A 17,738-nucleotide genomic window follows, 5' to 3' on the forward strand; every position below is an offset into this window, starting at 1 on the left:
GTGAGTCAAGCATATCAGGGGTAAATAAGAACTGAATCCCAGCTTCTGGCAGTTCTGGCAGTTTTGAAACTCAAGCATATCAGGGGTAAATAAGAACTGAATCCCAGCACTGCGAGGATGCGGTTTTGTAGTGCTACAAGCATATCAGGGGTAAATAAGAACTGAATCCCAGCTCAAGAGTTGCGTTTATGTGGCGGTGCTCAAGCATATCAGGGGTAAATAAGAACTGAATCCCAGCACCCCAACCGTGAGAGCATGGGCATATACAAGCATATCAGGGGTGAATAAGAATAGACCTGGAAAACTGTTGGTAACATCCGTTGACAAGATGCTATTTGGTAACTAACGTTACCAATGTGATTAAGGACAGTGCGCGTAAGCACGGCTTCACCGACGAGGCGATAGCCCATGCTTATAGCAATGCCATTATCGTGCACTTCCTGGACGGATATCAGATTCTTATCGGGCCAACTCCCAATGGTGAGCTCCTGGAAATAGGGGTTAATCAAGACGGGGACATCTTTCATGCTATGAAAGCCAGACTGAAATTCTTGAGGAAAGGGTGGATGAAATGAAAACTGACGAAGAACTGCTTGCAGAAATCGCAGCGGATCCCGAACCAAAGATGACTATTACTGATCCCGCCTTGATTAAGGTTTATCAGGCGCTGGTGGAAACGGTTAGGGCAGATAAGCGGCTTGATGAAGCGGTTAGAGATGCCCGTGAGCAAGGTCAAACCTGGCAGGCAATCGGTGAAATCATCGGTATGACCCGCCAAGGTGCAATGAAAAAATTCGCTGCCTAAGCAGATTAGCTTGCTGGTTGCGCAGGGCTGGCTGAGTACAAGCTGAGGCGAAGCAGGGATACTTTTATCCCTCAGGTAACGCCAGTGAGACCTACGTCCGTTGAGGTCTATGAATCCACCTGATAAGGTTTTAACCATATGCCCTGGTGATTCTAATCACCGTTAGGGGCGCTCCAAATTTCAAAGTTGAGGGTTGAGATAGGTCATTGAGGGGTGACCTAAAGGAGATTTTTACGCAATGAAGCAGCATGCCACAAAACTAACTGCCACCGGATTCGCTTTAGCGTTGGCGGGGGTGCTACCAGCTACGGGGATTGCGCAAGCCGTACCCGAGCCTAGCAATCCCACTATTCCCACCGGGGGTGAGCAACAAAATCAGCAGGCCAATCCGAAAGTAAAAACGGCAACCGAGCTGGAGGCAGCCAAGCAGGCTGCCCAGGAGAGCGCCGCGAAGGCGGCAGAGGTCGATAGTAAAGCACAGGCAGCTACGAAGAAGGCTCAGGACGCGGCGAAAGAATCCGGGGAAAAGTCTGCGGCCAGTGAAAAGGCGAAGAACGACGCCCTCGGTGCCCTAGTTAAAGCGCAGGAAGAGAGTGCGCAGGCGGCAATTGACGCAGCTAACCAGCTCGAAAAAGCTAATCAGAATAAAACTGCCGCCGATGCCGCCGCAAAGACAGCAGGAGAAGCCTTGGCTCAAGCCGAGCAAGCTAAAGCGGACGCTGATAAAGCGGTTGCAGATAATCCCGCTCCTGATGCCGAGCAGCTTCAGGCAGCCAAAGATAAGGTAGCGAAAGCTGAAAAAGATAAGCAGGCAGCAGAAGCTAAGCAGGCAGAGAAGCAAAAGGCGCTTGAAACCGCGCAGGCAGGTGCACAAACGGCCGCCACGAATTTGCAGACCGCCAAGGATGCTAAGACGAAAGCCGAAAGCGCGAAGCAGACCACTGACGCCGATGTCAGCGCCAAGCAGCAAAAGGTTGCGGAACTAGAAGCCAAGGTCAAGCAGCTCACCGAAGACGCTGATCAAGCGTTAAAGGACGGGCAGGCAGCCGTAGAAGCGGCGAAAGCCCAGGTACAGACGGCTAAAAATACTGCTGCGCAGCGACAAGCAGAGCTAGATGAGGCTCGGAACGCAGTGACCGATGCGGAAAGCAAGCTGCAGGCAAAACGTGATGCGGTTGAGCAGGCGAAGAAGGATAAAGCTACTGCTGATCAGGCAGTGGAGGCGGCCGCTGCGCAGGTAACAGCTGCTCAGGCAGAACAGGCTCATGCCGAGGCGACTTTAGCTACCCGCCAAGGTGAGACCGCAGCTGCTGAAACGGCTGCTAAGGAGGCTAAAGCCGCGCAAGCGCAAGCCGAAGCAAATCTACAAAAGGCGCGCGAGGACAAGCAGAAAGCCGATGCCGCGGTCGCGGTGGCTCTAACAGAGGTAGCTAATGCTGAAAAAGCGGTAGCGGAAGCCGACAATAAGTTCAAACAAGGTAGCTTCGGGTTCTTCGAGAGTGTAGGGGCAAGCGATGCTCTCGATATTTTGAACGATAAAACCACGAAAGCTGATGATGGCACCCTGGTTAACGGTACTTTGAAACCCGGAGCCCCGGATGACAACACCAATTTAGACAATATGAAAGAAGCCATCGCCTGGGTACGGGTAGTTAATCAATATCGTGCCAAAGGTGGACGCAATGGCGAAAAGCTTGACGATTATGTGATTACAGACCGGTTAATGGCGATTGCCCAGTCGCAGGCCAACTGGTCCAGATACCATATTGGGCACTCGAGCGCCTTCAGGGTAGCAGAAAACTTAGCGTGGGGTAAAAGCGATCCGGTGGCCAGGTGGTACGCCGAGAAATCCATCTATGACGATGCCGTGAAACAGCATCCCGATATGGCAACTATGTCTTCCTACAATATTATGCTGAACTACCCTGATTTGTATCCAAAAATTGGACACTATTTAAATATCGTGGGGCACTCTACGGCTACTGGTTTTGCTGGCGCTGCCGGCGAGGGAATTAAGTATCGCGCTGTGTGGGGCGAAGTTTTCGACGGGGTTAAGCAGGGAGAAAAAACCTATACCGTTGATGAATACGAAAAACGGTTCATGGAGTACTACAACTCGGTGACCCCGGAGGGTGCAAAGAAAAATCTGGAGGCAGCGCAGGCGAAGCTGGCAGAGTTGCAGGCTAAGGCCAAAGCTGCAGGAGAAAAAGTCACCAGTGACGAAAAGGCTGTAACCGACGCCCAGGCAGAAACCAAAGCCAAGGATGCGGCCTGGAAAGCTGCCCAAAGCAAAGAAGCTGACGCCGCTGCGGCTATCGAAAGTGCCAAACAAAAGGTCAAGGAGGCTGAAAACCAGAAGAGAGCGGCCGAGGCAGTGGCACAGGCAAAAGAACAGGCAATGCAGATGGCTGCAGAAGCCGTTACTGCCGCTGAGGGCGTCCTCAAGAATGCCAAAGCCAAGGTAGTATCCGCGCAGGAAGCCTTGGAGGCAGCGCAGCAGGACATTAAAGATAAGGAAGCTGCGCAAGCAGAGAAGGAAAAACAGCTAGCGGAGCTGGCTGAAGGCACCGCGTTAGGAAGCGCGCAGCAAGAGTTGGCCGATACTAAGGCAGCTTTGGCTCAGGCAGAAACCCGAGCCCAAGAAGCTGCCACCCAGTTGGAGACGGCTACCCAGGCGCAGCAGCAGGCACAAGCAGCTAAAGAAGCAGCAGATACTGCGCTAACGGATGCCAACGCCGCAAACCAGCAGGCACAGGAGGCAGTTAGCCAGGCTGAAAACGAACGTGCGGCCGCACAAGCGGAACTAAATCCGCTAGCTGAGCAGCAGATGGCTCACGATCAGCTGGTAGCCAAGGCAGAAAAGGCAGCTCAAGACCTAAAGCAGGCGCAAGCTGACGCCGACAAAGCAAATAAAGACCTGGAAGTGGTAACCAAAGTTGCCACCGACCTGCAAAAGGAGCAGAAAGCTAAGCAAGCGCTGGCGAATAAACTGGCGGCTATCGATGGGCAACAGGCTTTGAAAGATGGGATCACCGCTGGGGACAGCGACCTCGATAATCTTGGATTACCTGCCCTCTTTAATGCCTATCCCAGTACCGTTACTGCTGCGCAGGATGCGCAGAAGGAAGCAGATCGGCTAGCAGGGTTGGCCAAAGAGGCGCAGGATCGCCAGGAGGAGGCTGCCGCGGTTAACCGGCAAGCCCAAGCTAAACTGGCAGCCGCGCAGACACAATATGGTCTTTACCATCAGGTGCAAGCAGCCACTTCCATTAACAAGGCCAGTTCGTTTGCCCCTGGAGATACCTTAAAGGTGCATTTTACGGGATTCAGTCCGGGGAGTAAGAACCGGGTAATCATGCATTCGACCGTGGTCGACCTGGGAGTACATCCGGCGGTAGGCAAAGGTGAATTCTATGTATCCGTACAAGTACCAAAGGAGTTGGGCACCCACACCATTACCGCCACCAATGAATGGGGCGAGAGTGCTAGCTTCCAATTCCAAGTTGGCGAGAAACCTAGCGGCAAAAAGACCGTCAGAACTGTTGTAGTTAAAGGTGCCACTACCGGGAAACCGGCGGCCGGCGAGCAAATGCCGGTAACCGGGGTATCGGTAACTACCTTGCTGGCGTTGAACTCGCTAGCGGTAATCACCGGAGTGGGACTGGTAGCCGCCAGTCGCCGCCGCTCGCGAGAAGTATAGGAGCCCCAATTTCCGAAAGCATTTAATAATCATCCCCGGGCCGACGAAGCCCGGGGATGATTATTATCCGTGTAGGTGGGGCGGGAATAACTGTTGGAAGACACCCTCGGGCTATGCCGCAGGTGCAGCGGCGTAAACGTGACTCGAAACCCAAGGCCCCGCCTCCGGATATCCAATACCAGTGGAGAGGGCTGATCATATTGAGGGAATCAGCAGCGGCACTGTATTTCCCTTAAAAAGTTTTGGCTACCTCTTGACCGTGGAGCCAAGAGGTAGCCAAAAGATTGAGAGGTTAAAACTAGGTATTATTTAGAACCTATTTGAGTAACCAGGTAGCTAACGCTTCTTTGTCCATGATGTTTCCGAAGTAGGAAATACTGGCAGCATCCGGTTTGACCGGAACAATCCCGGTCACGGTTCCACCGGCTTTTAAGGTTCCGCTACTTAGGGGCTCTTCGTCCAGGAGAGGAATCCCTGGATCTTCCATACTTCCTGTATTAGACGTTTGCTTCCAGTCGAACTCGTTGTAATCTACTGGATCAGACCCGGTATTCTTGTAGGTGACGGTCACAAGCAGGTATTTTTCACCCGCCTGATCAGTCTTTTCGGCTTTAGAATCAACTGATACTTGTAAACCATTGTCCAAAGTAACAGCTTTCCCGATAGCAAGCTTGGAGTTGTCTGCCTTCTGCTCAGTCTTCTTGGAATCACCGGCATCAGCTTTTTGAGTCGTACTGACAACTGTCGATCCAGCGTTCACTTCTTTGGATACCTCATCAAGCGCTTTCCCGAACACCCACTGAGTACAAATAACGATCACGATAGCAACAACGTTGATGATTATTGCTGCAATCGTTAGCCCTTTTCCTCCTACTTTGCCCTTGCGGATAGAAACTATGCCTACGATTCCAAGCACTAGACCAATAACGGCTAGTAGGAAAGAGAGGTTATTGAGAATAGGAACCCAAGAGCCGATTATTGCGACAATACCTAGTACAAGAGAAGCAATCCCTAAACCTGAGGTTTTCTTAGGCGCAATCGGCGGCTGCATATTTTGTCCTTGAGTAGTGCTTTGCTCTGGAGGCTGTGGATCCGACATGTCTACTTACTTTCTGTGATTTTTAATGTTGAAATAGTTTGTAGGATTTAGCCGGGAAGGCAAGACCTACAAGTTTGTATCTGAAGGACGAGGTAAGAGCGGTTTATTTTCCTAATCTTTCGTTAGCAAAACTCTGAAATAATCCCTTCATTCAGTACATGGTAATTTTCTCGGGGGGGGGGGTCGCTGTCAAGTGCATTTGCCGCCTTTTGGCTACTAGGGGCAGATTTAGCGATTCCTTATCTAAAAATGCATTGCGTCTGGCCAAAAGTTCCCCCGCAAAGTGATTTGCTTGGTGCCGGAGAGATTGCCTGGACTAAGAAAATAAGTGGGGGAGGGAGAATCCATCTCCTGCGTAACCAACTATCTGCCGAGAGTTTGCCCGGCAATGAAACAGTATTGTTTCCAGTGGTTGACATGACGCAGATTTGTTAACTAAAGTTAACAAGGTGGAGGTTAAGGAAAGCGCCTATAAACACGGCGTAAGCACCATAGACCTACTCCACGCAGTAAATACCCCTATAGATGTATTCCCCATGGACGGATACCGCATAGTGATAGGAGCTGGCACAGATGGCACGCTTCTGGAAATAGGAATCCGAAACCAAGTCATCTTCCATGCGATGAAAGCAAGACCGAAATACTTAAGGAGGAAGCGATGAGTAAACGGACTATTGAAGAAATGATTGATGAGATTGAAAACGCTAACAATGGGGCAGGACCCGACCCGGTGGCTTCCGTCTACCGCGGTAAAGGACTTGCGCAACTAGCAGCAGCAATCCAGGCAGAAAAACGTGCCCAGGACGCCATTGCCCAAGCGGTAAGTACCGCTAGGGAAGAGGGGGCAACTTGGGAAATGATAGGTGACTATTTAGGGATGACTAGAGCGGGAGCATACAAAAAATTCAAATCCCTGCAGGTCGCTTAACCTAAGGAATGTTTTTCAAAATGCGCGGTTAATACCTGAATGGAGGTGCGGATTATTTTTTGGGCAGTTTTAGACTACCGGCTAGTAGTGGTGTCTGTATTGTTTTATGGTTAATCCGCCGAGGGTGAGTTTGATGCGATGGCTGTAGTAGAAATGAATGTAGCGTTTCACACCTGGAGGGGGATTCGGTTACTGCTGGTATAGGCGCGCCAAACAAAATGAAGAAAACTGACGATAACTGACGAACCCAATGACAATAGCGAAGATGAAAGTGGCGGGTTCCTAGCGCAAATTATGCTAGGAACCCGCCAGTTTCTATCTAGCCCTAACTCTTAAGCGAATAAAGCTAGGCAGAAATTTTTCGTATAGCTACTCCGGCCGAAACCAGGATTCCGCTTCCTAGCAAGAAGAGCGGCAAAGTTGCCCCGGTCTGCGGTAGTTGCTTACCGTCCGACTTGTTGGCAATCACAGTTTTCTTAACGATCTTAGAATTATGCTTGTCCGCTGCCGGAGCTGGTACTGGTCGTGTTTGCGATCCCGGTTGCGGTTGTGTGTCCGGCGCAGGTTGCGGCTCGGGTGCCGGCGTAGCCTCCGTCATCACTTGCACGGCGGGCACTTGTGCTAAATCGCCGGCGGTCAAAGAATTACCGCTGACCACCGTAATCGTTGGTGCGGCGCTAACGGTTTCCCCGCCAACCTGGGAAGGCTTTACTTTGTAGGTAAACACTCCTTCCCATTTTCCGTCTTTCACCGTGCCGGTTAGCGCCTGTGCCTGTACCTCACCGGCGCTAGCGGTGTGGGTTATTTGCAAATTCTGGTCAACGCTTGGCGCCTGCGGGCGGGGTTGCGAATTCAAATCCCACCTGGCATACATGTCTTGAATACCGGGGTCGGCATGCCACAGCTCCAGCTTGTTGGCCTCCGCCACCATCGGGCAGCTCACTATTGCCTTACCCTGTGCGGGTATTGTTTCCGGCGTCATAGTGCACTGCGCCTCTACCGGTGCGCCGTCTTTGGTGAGTAATACGCGATAAGCTTTCGCCGTATAGTCTTCGGTGGATATTTGTACACTAAAACGCGGGGGAGTAACTGGTAATTGCGTCGCGCTCACGCGATAAGTGAATTCTACTTCCGCCGTATTTGCAGGAACCTTCTTAATGCTTTCCCCAACTACCTCTGCGCTAACTTCTCCCCACGGCTTTGCTGCACCGTCGTTTTGGGTGGGAACATAGGTCGCCTGCACTTTGTAGAACGAAGATGGTCCACATTTGATGCCGCTATCGCATTTCAGCGGATTCTCTACCGCTGACGCTGTAGTCACACCGAGCGGGAACAGCAGTGCGCTCAAACCCAGTGCAGTCAATATTCTAGGCAGTTTTTTCATCTACAGAAGTCCTTCGGTCTACTTAGGTTAGGCTTACCTAAATAGACTAAAAAAGAAAGGCCTATTTGTCCAGTAATGGTAGTCATAAAACTCTAAGCGAGTTGCTTGTGGGGCGCCAAAATAATGGCTCGGTAGCCGATTTGGCTGGTAGTTATTTATGACGATGCCGTCAGCGCGATTCCCAAATACGCCAAGATGCAGGAACCGCACGAGGTGGTTAGCGCGTAGGCTAATCCGCTAGCCGCGTCCTCATTTTTCTCAGTTCCACAACAGCTTGGCTGGCGGTGGAAAGAGTAGTGAACCCGCCGCGAATCCGGTTCCAAGTAGCTGGTCTACCAGCTGATTGGCTGCATTTGCGCACTCGGGAAGTGGGGTGCTGGCGGGCAGATTAAGGCTTCTTCGGGCGAATGGAAAACGAAATGTACTACGGATACAAATGGACAAGCGCGGTGGGACTAAACCTATATCTATCAGCGGAGATGGAGGGATTCGAACCCTCGAGGGGCTATCCACCCCAACTCCCTTAGCAGGGGAGCGCACTAGGCCACTATGCGACATCTCCAATGTCAAAGCACCTCCATAGTTTAACGGACAGCAAGGTTAGCGGCAAAAACTGTTCGCGTGCATCCGGTCACTAGCTCCTCGATGCCAAGGTTGCTCAAAACTTCCAGAGATTCCGCTCCCGACTGGCAAAACACCAATTCTGGAGGGAGTATCTCGCCTCTGTCCCATTTCCAGGGTTTAAGACCCCCGGCGTACAAAAATCCGAAATGCCTAACATGATGAACATGCACAATGACCACCAGCCGCCTGACCGGCAATCGCGAGGAGGAGTGCCAATACCTGCGCCCTCACCGCGATCAGCGCTAAAGCAAGCCGCGCGGCTAACCGGTCCCGTGGGCATGGGGTATCTGCCGCTGGGAATAGCTTTCGGTGCTTTTGCGGTTACCCAAGGATTCCCTATTTGGCTGACTATTTTATCGGCTGCCATTATCTATGCCGGCTCGATGGAGTTCACTGCGGTCTCCCTCATCCTAGGCGGGATTGATTTATTCCAAATCGCCCTCACCACCCTGTTCGTGAATTTTAGGCATGTGTTTTACGGACTAAGTTTCCCGCTACGCAAAATAAAATCCGGCCCCGGGCGCCTTTATGTAATCCACTCCCTAACCGATGAAGCCTATGCGCTCAACGCCTCCCACCTGACAGATAAGCGCCTAACCGGCCCGGTAGTGCTCTCAATCAATCTGCTCTGCCACTTTTACTGGGTAGGCGGGGTAACCGTGGGTGCCTTCGTGGGCAAAGCTCTACCCTTCGACACCGATTTCCTAGGGTTCGCCCTGCCCGCCCTGTTTGTCACCTTGGCAATAGATGCCTACCGGCAAAGCGACTATCCGCTGCTAGGGTTAGCCGCGCTGGCATGTGGTTTAATCGGCGCGATCTGGTGCGGAAAATATATGCTCATCACCGCGCTTTCGCTTTTCACCGTGGTCGTTTTGCTGCATTGCGTCTGGGTAATGCGCCGCACTCCTTCCGGGAAAGAGGGTGCCTAACATGAACCCTGCAACCTACCCCTACGCCCTCGGTGCTATCGCCGTGATCTGGGCAGTGACCTACGCTTTGCGAGCTTTCCCCTTCGTGGCACTGCGCGGGAAAGAAGAATCGCCGCTGGTACGCTTGGTCGCCACCAGTATGCCGCTGGGAGTAATGGTAATCCTGGTGGTTTATGCGCTAATGGACACGGATATTCACTCGGTAGCCTCCTGGGTGCCCGCGGCTGGCGGCATTCTAATAACCGCTGCTATCCACTGGAAATGGTCAAACGCGATGGCATCTATCGTGGCAGGTGTCGCCAGCTATTGGGCATTAGGGATGCTGCTGGCATGAGGGCGCGACTGGGTTAAAACACCGGGGACAGCCTCCGAAACTCGCCCCTAAACTCGCCCTCGCCGGCGCGGCTACGCTTAAAGCGTGGAAAGGTGCCGACCAGAACTCAAGGGGACTAGGGTAAAAATACGCGGGGTTTTAAGCAGCAAGGTTTGAGGAGGTAGATTTGTCGCGCACATTTACCTCCTTCAAATACCACAACTATCGGCTCTGGTGGATGTCCAATATATTCGCCTCCACCGGCCTGTGGATGCAGCGGGTAGCCCAAGACTGGGTGGTGCTGATGGTACTCACCGACCAATCCGGTTTTGCGGTCGGGGTGGTCACTGCGCTCCAGTTCCTGCCCCAATTGTTGCTGTCGATACCTGCCGGAATGGTGGCAGACCGGTTTAATCGGCGCCGCATCATCCAAATCTGCCAATGCATAGTTGCCCTTAGCGGGCTCATAACCGGGATTTTGCTGCTCACGGGAGTCGCTGCCCTCTGGCATATCTATCTAATCGCTCTGGTAACCGGAGTTGCAGACTGTTTAACTTCGCCCGCGCGGCAGGCTTTCGTCTCCGAACTGGTCACTAAGGAAGATCTGCCCAATGCGGTGGGGTTAAACTCGACCGCCTTTAACTCGGCGCGCTTGATCGGGCCAGGTTTGGCCGGTTTCATGATCGCCGGAATCGGTCCGGGCTGGGTTTTTATTGCCAACTGCGTGCTGTTTATCGTGCCAGTTCTGGGCCTGGCGTTTATGGACACCACCAGGCTGTTTAGCCGGGAAAAAACCTCTCGCACCCAAGGAATGATGCGCGAAGGGCTGCGCTACGTGCAAAACCGTACCGATATTAAAGCCATCATCGCGATCCTTACGGTAGTGGGTGCATTGGGGATGAACTTCCAGCTCACCCAAGCGGTAATGGCCACCCGAGTATTCGGTAAAGGTGCAGGTGAATACGGTCTACTAGGGTCGATTATGGCGATCGGCGCCTTGGCGGGAGCTCTACAAGCTGCCCGGCGGCGTCAGCCACGCGTTTTTACCGTGGTGGTCTCGGCGGTGCTATTTGGAATCTTAGAGGGCGCGCTCGCGTTAGCTCCCACCTACGAAATCTTCGCCCTCCTGCTGATTCCCACCGGATTCGTGATGCTGAACCTGCTTACCAGCGCTAACGCCACTATCCAAGTTTCTACCGATGAAGAAATCCGAGGACGAGTACTTTCTATCTATTTCCTCTTCTTCCTGGGAACCACCCCGATTGGGGCGCCAATAATTGGCTGGGTAGCCGAACATTGGGGGCCGCGGTGGTCACTAGGAGTCGGTGCCCTCGCTTCGCTGCTGATAGCGATAGTAGTAGGGATTTGGCTGTGGCGACATTGGAAGGTTGATGTTACTGTCCGCGCCTCTCGCCCCTTCCTCACCATTGAAGGGCCGCGCGAGCGGGCAATGAGGCGCCGGGAGGAACGCGCCGAACGCCAGCGGATAATGGATCATCAGTCACGCGACACCGGAAACTAGGGAGCAGGGGACGCGCGGACGGAGATAATACAACGCCGCTGACTTCCTATACCCCCCAAAAAACTGAGGGGATCCGCGCCAGCGGAGAAAAATTGAGGAAAAGTACGCGAAAACCTCATAAGTTTAGGATTTTCATACTCTAATTTCAGTTTTCCTGCCGGTTGCGCTTTGTTAACCCGCCGGTAACTTTAGATTGTTAGCTTCCAGGTGAAAGTTAAAAATTCTCATCTGAAGGGAGCTAATCCCGTGACAAAAACTGATATGCCTCTGCAAGAAGAAGCACCGCTGGGGCAGCTAACTTTTTTCCAAAAACTGGCGAAAAGAGATGTGTATTGGCATTTGGCTTTCGGCGGTCTGCTCCTGGGAAGCGCCATTTGGTTTATTTTTTGGGCTTTCGATTATGTAGGGGAAACCGATCAGGCGTTACTACTGGTGATCACTATTGCGTTTGCGGTGTTCATGGCTTTTAACATCGGCGGTAACGATGTGGCTAACTCCTTCGGCACTTCGGTCGGTGCCGGAACCCTATCGATGAAACAAGCCCTGGTGGTAGCCGCCATCTTCGAGGTTTCGGGAGCGGTAATCGCCGGGGGAGAAGTAACCGACACGGTGCGTTCGGGAATCGTAGACCTTTCTGCCATCTCGAATCTGCAAGCTATGGACTTTGCGTTAATAATGACATCTTCGCTGCTAGGGGCGGCAGTGTGGCTGTTAGGGGCAACTCGCATGGGATGGCCTGTTTCTACCACCCACTCGATTGTAGGAGGAATCGTCGGCGCCGCCCTGACCGTGGGCTTTACCACCCACACCGGGGGCTGGAACATGGTGCAGTGGGGAGGCATCGGGAAAATTGCGATCTCTTGGGTACTATCTCCGTTGCTGGGTGGGGTAGTTGCCTACATTTTGTTTAAGGCAATTAAATCTTCGATCCTGGTTTACAATGAACGCGCTGATCAGCGCTTACGTGAAATCAAGCAGGAACGTGCGGATCTGCGTACTCGCCACAAGGCCTGGTTCGAGCGGCTCAATGAAATCCAGCAGGTTTCCTACACCAACGCGATGGTGCGCGATGCCACCACCATGAATCTGGGTGACTACGATCCTTCCGACCTGGAATCTGACTACTTCAAAGAATTAGAACGTATCAACCGCGAAAAAGATGACGTCAATGCTCATAAGGCGCTAGATACCTGGGTTCCGTTGCTGGCCGCGTTCGGCGCCATCATTATCGGCTCCTTGATGCTGTTCAAAGGGCTAGGAAATCTGCATATTAACTTCCCGATGCTTGGAAATCTCCTGATCCTGGCAATGCTGGCAGCGGCAGTTTGGATGGCAGTATTTATCCTTGCGCGTTCCCTCAAGCGGCGAGATCTCTCCCGCTCAACCTTCCTGTTGTTCTCTTGGATGCAGGTCTTTACCGCATCCGCGTTCGCCTTCTCCCATGGATCGAACGATATTGCCAACGCTATCGGCCCCTTCATCGCGGTACTCGATGTGCTGCGCACCAATGGTATTTCTACTGAAAGCGCAGTTCCCGGCGCGGTTATGCTTACCTTGGGAATCGCGCTGATTGCGGGACTATGGTTCATCGGACGCTACGTGATTAAGACCGTGGGGTCCGGGCTCACTGAAATGCACCCAGCCTCAGGATTTGCGGCAGAACTGTCTGCTGCGGCGGTAGTTATGGGCTCCTCGCTGCTGGGGCTACCGGTTTCCTCTACCCACATCTTGATTGGCGCGGTGCTGGGAATCGGGATTGTTAATAGGGCAGCCAACTGGTCTTTGATGAAGCCTATTGCTCTGGCCTGGGTAATCACCCTGCCGGCTGCCGCGATTATCTCCGCGATTACAGTCAGCGTATTGCGAGTGATTTTCTAAGCCGGAATCTGACCCTAATCGACCAGGCACACCTGAGGCTCGCCCTTTAGGTTGTACCTGGTCGAAGCGGTTTTTGGGCGAGGTGCAGATAAAGAATAACGCGAAAAAGTGCCCCCGAGACGATTCGAACGTCCGACACCCGCTTTAGGAGAGCGGTGCTCTATCCCCTGAGCTACGAGGGCGCAAGGCGGCCGTCAGCGCCTCAGCCAGTCTAGGATAACACTGGTTAAGCAGCCTCAAAACTGGCGCCAGGTTCCATCAGAAATAAAAAGGACGTGATTAATGTCGTTTTCGGCCTATTAGGGCATGGCAACCAGGGCAAACCCCGCCTGTCGCGTATGGTGGCATCGTGAGCTATAACCCGGAAACAGAGATGACCACAGCGGAAAACGTCAATAGCGAAGTAGAAGTGGATCAAACTGCCTCTAAAGGCCGTAAACAGCTGGTAGAAGAAATGCTATCGCGCTGGAATGACAGGCTGGAGCATACGATCGCAGAGGAGACCGCCTCCGGATATTTAGAGCTGTCTGCCGCCCACCCCGGTGGCTTGGCGCAGCTATACGGAGGGCGACCGACTCGGTTATCTAATCTGGTGCGGGAACCGCGGGCCCTGTCTCATTGTCGGATTCGCGCCCGCGAAGTGCTCTCTGCCTCCCGTGATCGAGAGTCCCGGTACGGTAGCGCCCCCGTTTATCTAGCGATTGGCACTGCCTCGTGGCGGCAGGGGGGAACTTTGGGGGCAGCTTGGGAGCGTGCCTCCAGCAAAGCGGAATCCTCGGCGACGAAATTGTCAGCCACCGCCGCCACCGCATTGGATATTGAAAATACCGCTTCTAGCAGTGAAGATCCTAGCGAGGAACCTGGCGCAGATAACGCGGTTTACGATATTGAAAAAGTACGAGCCAGCGAGCCGCGCACTATCACTGGCCCGGCGTTACTTTGTCCAGTGGAGCTTTCTCTTACCGCTGATGAGGACGTGTTGATCACTCTGGATAGCGCGGTAGCGGTGTGGCCACCCCTGGAAGCGGCACTGCGAGAAAAAGGTGAACAGGCAGAAATCGTATCTATTTTGCAAAGCCTGCAGTCAGAGGTAGCGTTTAGTCCCACTAACGCTCTGCACGAATTGCGGCGCCTGGGATTGCGGCATCTGCTGGGATTTGACCTCTATGATTCGCTCACCGTAGGGCAATACTTGCATCCTCTATCCAACCTGGTAAAAGACTTTTCGCTCAATCAGGACTTGCTGGAACAATCTGAGGTGACTGCGGCGCTTTGCGGAGATGTAGCGGCTGCGGGCGCGGTGCTATCGCCGCTTCCAGAACCGGTATTGACCGACCGGGATCCCCTGGCTGAACATGGGGTGGGCGACCTTGACCCCGCACAGCATAACATTCTCGATGCGGTCGCTTCCGGGGCGAACCTGCTGCTAGATGCGCCGCCAGAATCAGAAAAAACCTCCACCGTGGCCGCGATTTTAGCTGATGCTGCCAGCGCGGGACGCACTATTGCCTATGTGCCGGGGGCAGGGCGGCGCCTGCATCAGGTATTGGGATATTTGAACCGGTTGGGACTAGAGAGTCTCACCCTGGATTTGTCGAACCGGAGCCGTTGGCGCGATATAGTACCGGCCAAGTTGCTGGAATCCTTGCATGCTCCCGAACAATCACCGGATCCAGCAGCCGATGAGGCCACCCTGAAGATGCGCGAGGAACTGACGCAAGTACGTTCCCAATTGGGTGGATATATGGAACAGCTACATCGCAAACGCGATCCCTGGCAGGTGTCCGCCTATGATGCTTTGCAGGTGCTGGCCGATTTAACCTCCATGAAGCCCGGGCCACGCACCAAAGTGCGCTTTGATCTGGAAACTTTGCATCACATCGCCTCCGACGGCGCTAAACGTGCCCAAGAATTGCTCAGCCAAGCCCAAAAAGAAGGGATTTTTTCGCAAACGCGAGCGACCAATCCCTGGCATTCGGTGGTGATTTCCTCCCCGGAAATGGTTGATACCGCAGTTGAGGGGGTTAGCCAACTAGCGGGGCGAACGTTGCCACAGGTGCGGACAGATATTGACCGCGCTCAGAAGGAAACCGGGTTGCGACGGGCCGAAAATCTTAACCAGTGGCATGACCAGTTACGGATGCTGGATGGCTTGCGCGAAGCTATGGACGTGTTTAAGCCCCAGATTTTTGAGCGTTCGGCTGCCGATATGGTGATCGCTACCGCCACCAAAAAATGGCGTAAAGAGCGCGCCCTTAACATGAAAGAATCCCAGCGGCGCCGGTTAATAAAACAGGCTAAAGATCTGGTGCGTCCGGGCCGCAAGGTAGAGGACCTACATCGCGAACTAATCCGGGTGCAGCAGCAGCGGCGCATATGGCGAGAATATTCTCCCGGTGGGGGTTGGCCGGTGCTTCCGGGACGTCTCGACCAGATGCAAAAGGCCGAGGAGGCGCTGCGCACCCATATCAATCGTCTGCAGCCCTTCTTCTCTACCGGTTTCGGTGATTTAACCGAAATGCCTCTCGACGAGCTCGCCAGTTTGATGGATAGCCTGTCTAAAGATGAAAAGGGCGCAGAGCGCCTGCCCCAGCGAGTATCGCTGCTAAAAGAACTACACGATTTAGGGCTAGACGAACTGGTAGAAGACCTGCGTGAAAGGCGGGTTCCTTTCGATCTAATCCCTACGGAACTAGATCTTGCCTGGTGGGCATCAGCGTTGGCAGAAATGCTGCGTTTAGATGACCGCCTGGCCCATTTCGATGGGGAACGTCTCAGCGAGCTTTCGACGCGACTGCGTGAACTCGACCTCGCCCAAGTCAACTCCTTGTCGGCGCAAGTGTTGCACCAGGTACGCCAGCAGATAGCCAAACTAGTAGAATCGCAGGCGGAAACGGCCTCGGACCTGGAGCAAGTACTGGACGCGGCGCGCACCGACCTGCCAGAAGTTATCGGGCAGTTCCCGATTGTGGAGCGGCTGCGGCCTATTCGCGCGATTCCCCCCGTACTGGTGCCCGCGATACTTGGTAATGACCATCCCGTGGATTTGCTGGTATTAGACGGAGTGGAAAATACCGACTTAGCGGAAGTCATTCCCGCGATTGCGCGCGCAAAACAAGTGGTAGTCGTAGGGGATGTTCGCCGCAGCGAGCAAGGAACCATCTCCGAGTTCGCGGGAATATTCCCGCAGTTAACTGCACCTCCTACCCGGTCACGGGTAAATGAGTGGGTGGCTTCTTTCCTAGCAGATCACGACTATGGCCGGGACGTAATGCCGGTGACGGTACCGCGCCCGTCCCGCCCGGTAACTTTGACCGTAGTAGATGGGCGAGGAATGCCTGCCCCGGGAGCGCACTGTGTCGAAACCTCTCCGCAAGAAGTCGAGGAGGTAGTGCGGCAAGTCTGCCTGCATGCTCAGTCCCAAAGCAAGGAGTCTTTGGGGGTGGTAGCTTTGACGGTCAAACACGCCCGGCGGATCAGCGCCGCGATCATGAGTGAAGTTGCCCAGAACCCGCAGCTAGACAAATTCTTGGGTAGTAATCAAGAGGAACCGTTTGTGATTGTAGATGCGGCCGGGGCGGCTGGTTTGCGCCGCGATCACGTGATTTTATCGGTAGGGTTTGCTAAGACTCCTCACGGCCAGGTCCTACATGACTTCGGAGTTATTTCCGCAGCCGAAGGGACAGCGCTACTGGTAGACGCAGTTTCTATGGTACGTAAAGAGCTGTCACTGGTTTCGTCAATGGATCCGGAAGCTATCGACCCGCAGCGACTACATCATCCTGGCTCGCAGATGCTCTACGATTTGCTGCAGGCGGCCCGGGCCGAGGCGCAAACCGTGGGACCGGTCGAGGCCGCGCAGGCGATGGATGAGGAAGAATCCCAGCCTGATCGGCTGTTACTCGATTTAGCGGAACGGCTCTACTCGGTGGGGCTAACCGTGATTCCCAACTTGGGGCCCAAGAACGGTATGCGGATTCCGCTAGCCATCGGACATCCTGACTATCCCGATGAACTACTAGTGGCAGTCCTGACCGATAACCCCGACTATGTAGCCGAGAAATCTTTGCGGCGGCGCGAACGTCATTGGCTGCAGCGGCTGAAAGAATATGGATGGGTGGTAAGTATCGTTTATTCCACCGCGGTGTTCATGGATCCTGCCGCGCAGGCGCAACACCTGCTTGACCTGGTCGTTGACGTAGTAGAAGAACGTAAAAAAGCACTGGCAAGACGGCAGGCAGCAGCAGCTCCCGCGCCTGCTCCCGCTTCTGCGCCCGAGCCGACAGCAGCGCCCCTTCCTGCTGCCTCCCCGGTTTCTGCGGAAGAGGAGCGCATGGAAGAACGTGGCGTAAAACGTCCAGCAATATCACGAGGTTTGCCGTTAACTGCCTATGGTGATGACCAGCTAGATGACCTGCTCGCCTGGATCCGTTCCGACGGCAAACAGCGCGACGTGGATGAGGAAGTAGATTTGCTCTTCGGAGAGCTAGGTTTGCGGCGCCGCGACAGCCAAGTGGACACGATCCTGAAGAACGTAGTTAACCGGAACCATTAAT

At 53.7% G+C, this 17,738-nt stretch carries 11 protein-coding genes, 2 tRNA genes and 1 CRISPR repeat array (1 of these 14 running past the window's edge); of the genes, 9 read left to right on the plus strand and 4 right to left on the minus strand.

The features are described 5' to 3' along the window. A CRISPR array of direct repeats spans positions 1 to 238; the repeat unit is 37 nt; unit sequence CAAGCATATCAGGGGTAAATAAGAACTGAATCCCAGC (it extends 449 nt beyond the left edge of the window). A 97-nt stretch (positions 239 to 335) separates the two neighbouring features. From AC1EKS_RS07410 to AC1EKS_RS07420, 3 genes are all read left to right on the plus strand, one after another. Further along, positions 336 to 575, plus strand: coding sequence for a hypothetical protein (locus AC1EKS_RS07410; protein ID WP_481008519.1), 240 nt, complete (start codon positions 336 to 338; stop codon positions 573 to 575). Then, positions 572 to 805, plus strand: a complete 234-nt coding sequence (locus AC1EKS_RS07415; protein ID WP_101930665.1) for a hypothetical protein — start codon at positions 572 to 574, stop codon at positions 803 to 805. The genes AC1EKS_RS07410 and AC1EKS_RS07415 overlap by 4 nt, the downstream gene beginning before the upstream one ends. A 238-nt stretch (positions 806 to 1,043) precedes the next feature. Beyond that, positions 1,044 to 4,505, plus strand: a complete 3,462-nt coding sequence (locus AC1EKS_RS07420; RefSeq protein ID WP_481008517.1) for a hypothetical protein — start codon at positions 1,044 to 1,046, stop codon at positions 4,503 to 4,505. Between the two features lie 316 nt (positions 4,506 to 4,821). Here the strand turns inward: AC1EKS_RS07420 and AC1EKS_RS07425 are convergent, their stop codons facing one another. Then, entirely contained in the window at positions 4,822 to 5,604 is a 783-nt protein-coding gene (locus AC1EKS_RS07425) for a DUF4190 domain-containing protein (protein ID WP_481008516.1), read from the minus strand. Between the two features lie 658 nt (positions 5,605 to 6,262). Between AC1EKS_RS07425 and AC1EKS_RS07430 the strand changes: the two genes are divergently transcribed. Further along, complete coding sequence (locus AC1EKS_RS07430; protein ID WP_022864807.1) at positions 6,263 to 6,532, plus strand: hypothetical protein; 270 nt, start codon at positions 6,263 to 6,265, stop codon at positions 6,530 to 6,532. Between the two features lie 346 nt (positions 6,533 to 6,878). On the opposite strand, the gene AC1EKS_RS07435 is transcribed toward AC1EKS_RS07430, so the two are convergent. Both AC1EKS_RS07435 and AC1EKS_RS07440 read right to left on the minus strand, forming a co-directional pair. Continuing rightward, positions 6,879 to 7,916, minus strand: a complete 1,038-nt coding sequence (locus AC1EKS_RS07435) for a hypothetical protein (RefSeq protein ID WP_481008514.1) — start codon at positions 7,914 to 7,916, stop codon at positions 6,879 to 6,881. 474 nt (positions 7,917 to 8,390) lie between these two features. After that, positions 8,391 to 8,478: transfer RNA gene (locus AC1EKS_RS07440), tRNA-Ser, on the minus strand. A gap of 208 nt (positions 8,479 to 8,686) precedes the next feature. Here AC1EKS_RS07440 and AC1EKS_RS07445 point away from each other — a divergent pair. From AC1EKS_RS07445 to AC1EKS_RS07460, 4 genes are all read left to right on the plus strand, one after another. Then, positions 8,687 to 9,469, plus strand: coding sequence for an AzlC family ABC transporter permease (locus tag AC1EKS_RS07445; protein ID WP_481008513.1), 783 nt, complete (start codon positions 8,687 to 8,689; stop codon positions 9,467 to 9,469). Between the two features lies 1 nt (position 9,470). After that, the gene (locus AC1EKS_RS07450) at positions 9,471 to 9,803 is read left to right on the plus strand and encodes a branched-chain amino acid transporter permease (protein WP_481008512.1); all 333 of its coding nucleotides are present in this window, start codon (positions 9,471 to 9,473) and stop codon (positions 9,801 to 9,803) included. A 166-nt stretch (positions 9,804 to 9,969) separates the two neighbouring features. Beyond that, positions 9,970 to 11,304 carry an MFS transporter gene (locus tag AC1EKS_RS07455; protein ID WP_481010340.1) on the plus strand — a complete coding sequence of 445 codons (1,335 nt, stop codon included), beginning with the start codon at positions 9,970 to 9,972 and terminating at the stop codon, positions 11,302 to 11,304. 246 nt (positions 11,305 to 11,550) lie between these two features. After that, positions 11,551 to 13,182 (plus strand): inorganic phosphate transporter, encoded by a 1,632-nt coding sequence (locus AC1EKS_RS07460; protein WP_481008510.1) that lies wholly within the window; start codon positions 11,551 to 11,553, stop codon positions 13,180 to 13,182. A gap of 109 nt (positions 13,183 to 13,291) precedes the next feature. Here the strand turns inward: AC1EKS_RS07460 and AC1EKS_RS07465 are convergent. Then, a tRNA-Arg gene (locus tag AC1EKS_RS07465) sits at positions 13,292 to 13,364 on the minus strand. A gap of 191 nt (positions 13,365 to 13,555) precedes the next feature. On the opposite strand from AC1EKS_RS07465, the gene AC1EKS_RS07470 reads away from it, so the two are divergent. Beyond that, positions 13,556 to 17,737 (plus strand): DNA helicase, encoded by a 4,182-nt coding sequence (locus tag AC1EKS_RS07470; protein WP_481010342.1) that lies wholly within the window; start codon positions 13,556 to 13,558, stop codon positions 17,735 to 17,737. Position 17,738: the final 1 nt, after the last annotated feature.

The sequence above is a fragment of the Varibaculum sp. C0165D1 genome (assembly GCF_056590355.1).

What these genes read in the sequence shown, in the direction of transcription:
- AC1EKS_RS07415 (WP_101930665.1), top strand. Translation starts at nt 572, where the DNA reads ATGAAAACTGACGAAGAACTGCTTGCAGAAATCGCAGCGGATCCCGAA.
- AC1EKS_RS07420 (WP_481008517.1), top strand. Translation starts at nt 1,044, where the DNA reads ATGAAGCAGCATGCCACAAAACTAACTGCCACCGGATTCGCTTTAGCG.
- AC1EKS_RS07425 (WP_481008516.1), bottom strand. Translation starts at nt 5,604, where the DNA reads ATGTCGGATCCACAGCCTCCAGAGCAAAGCACTACTCAAGGACAAAAT.
- AC1EKS_RS07430 (WP_022864807.1), top strand. Translation starts at nt 6,263, where the DNA reads ATGAGTAAACGGACTATTGAAGAAATGATTGATGAGATTGAAAACGCT.
- AC1EKS_RS07435 (WP_481008514.1), bottom strand. Translation starts at nt 7,916, where the DNA reads ATGAAAAAACTGCCTAGAATATTGACTGCACTGGGTTTGAGCGCACTG.
- AC1EKS_RS07445 (WP_481008513.1), top strand. Translation starts at nt 8,687, where the DNA reads ATGCCTAACATGATGAACATGCACAATGACCACCAGCCGCCTGACCGG.
- AC1EKS_RS07450 (WP_481008512.1), top strand. Translation starts at nt 9,471, where the DNA reads ATGAACCCTGCAACCTACCCCTACGCCCTCGGTGCTATCGCCGTGATC.
- AC1EKS_RS07470 (WP_481010342.1), top strand. Translation starts at nt 13,556, where the DNA reads ATGACCACAGCGGAAAACGTCAATAGCGAAGTAGAAGTGGATCAAACT.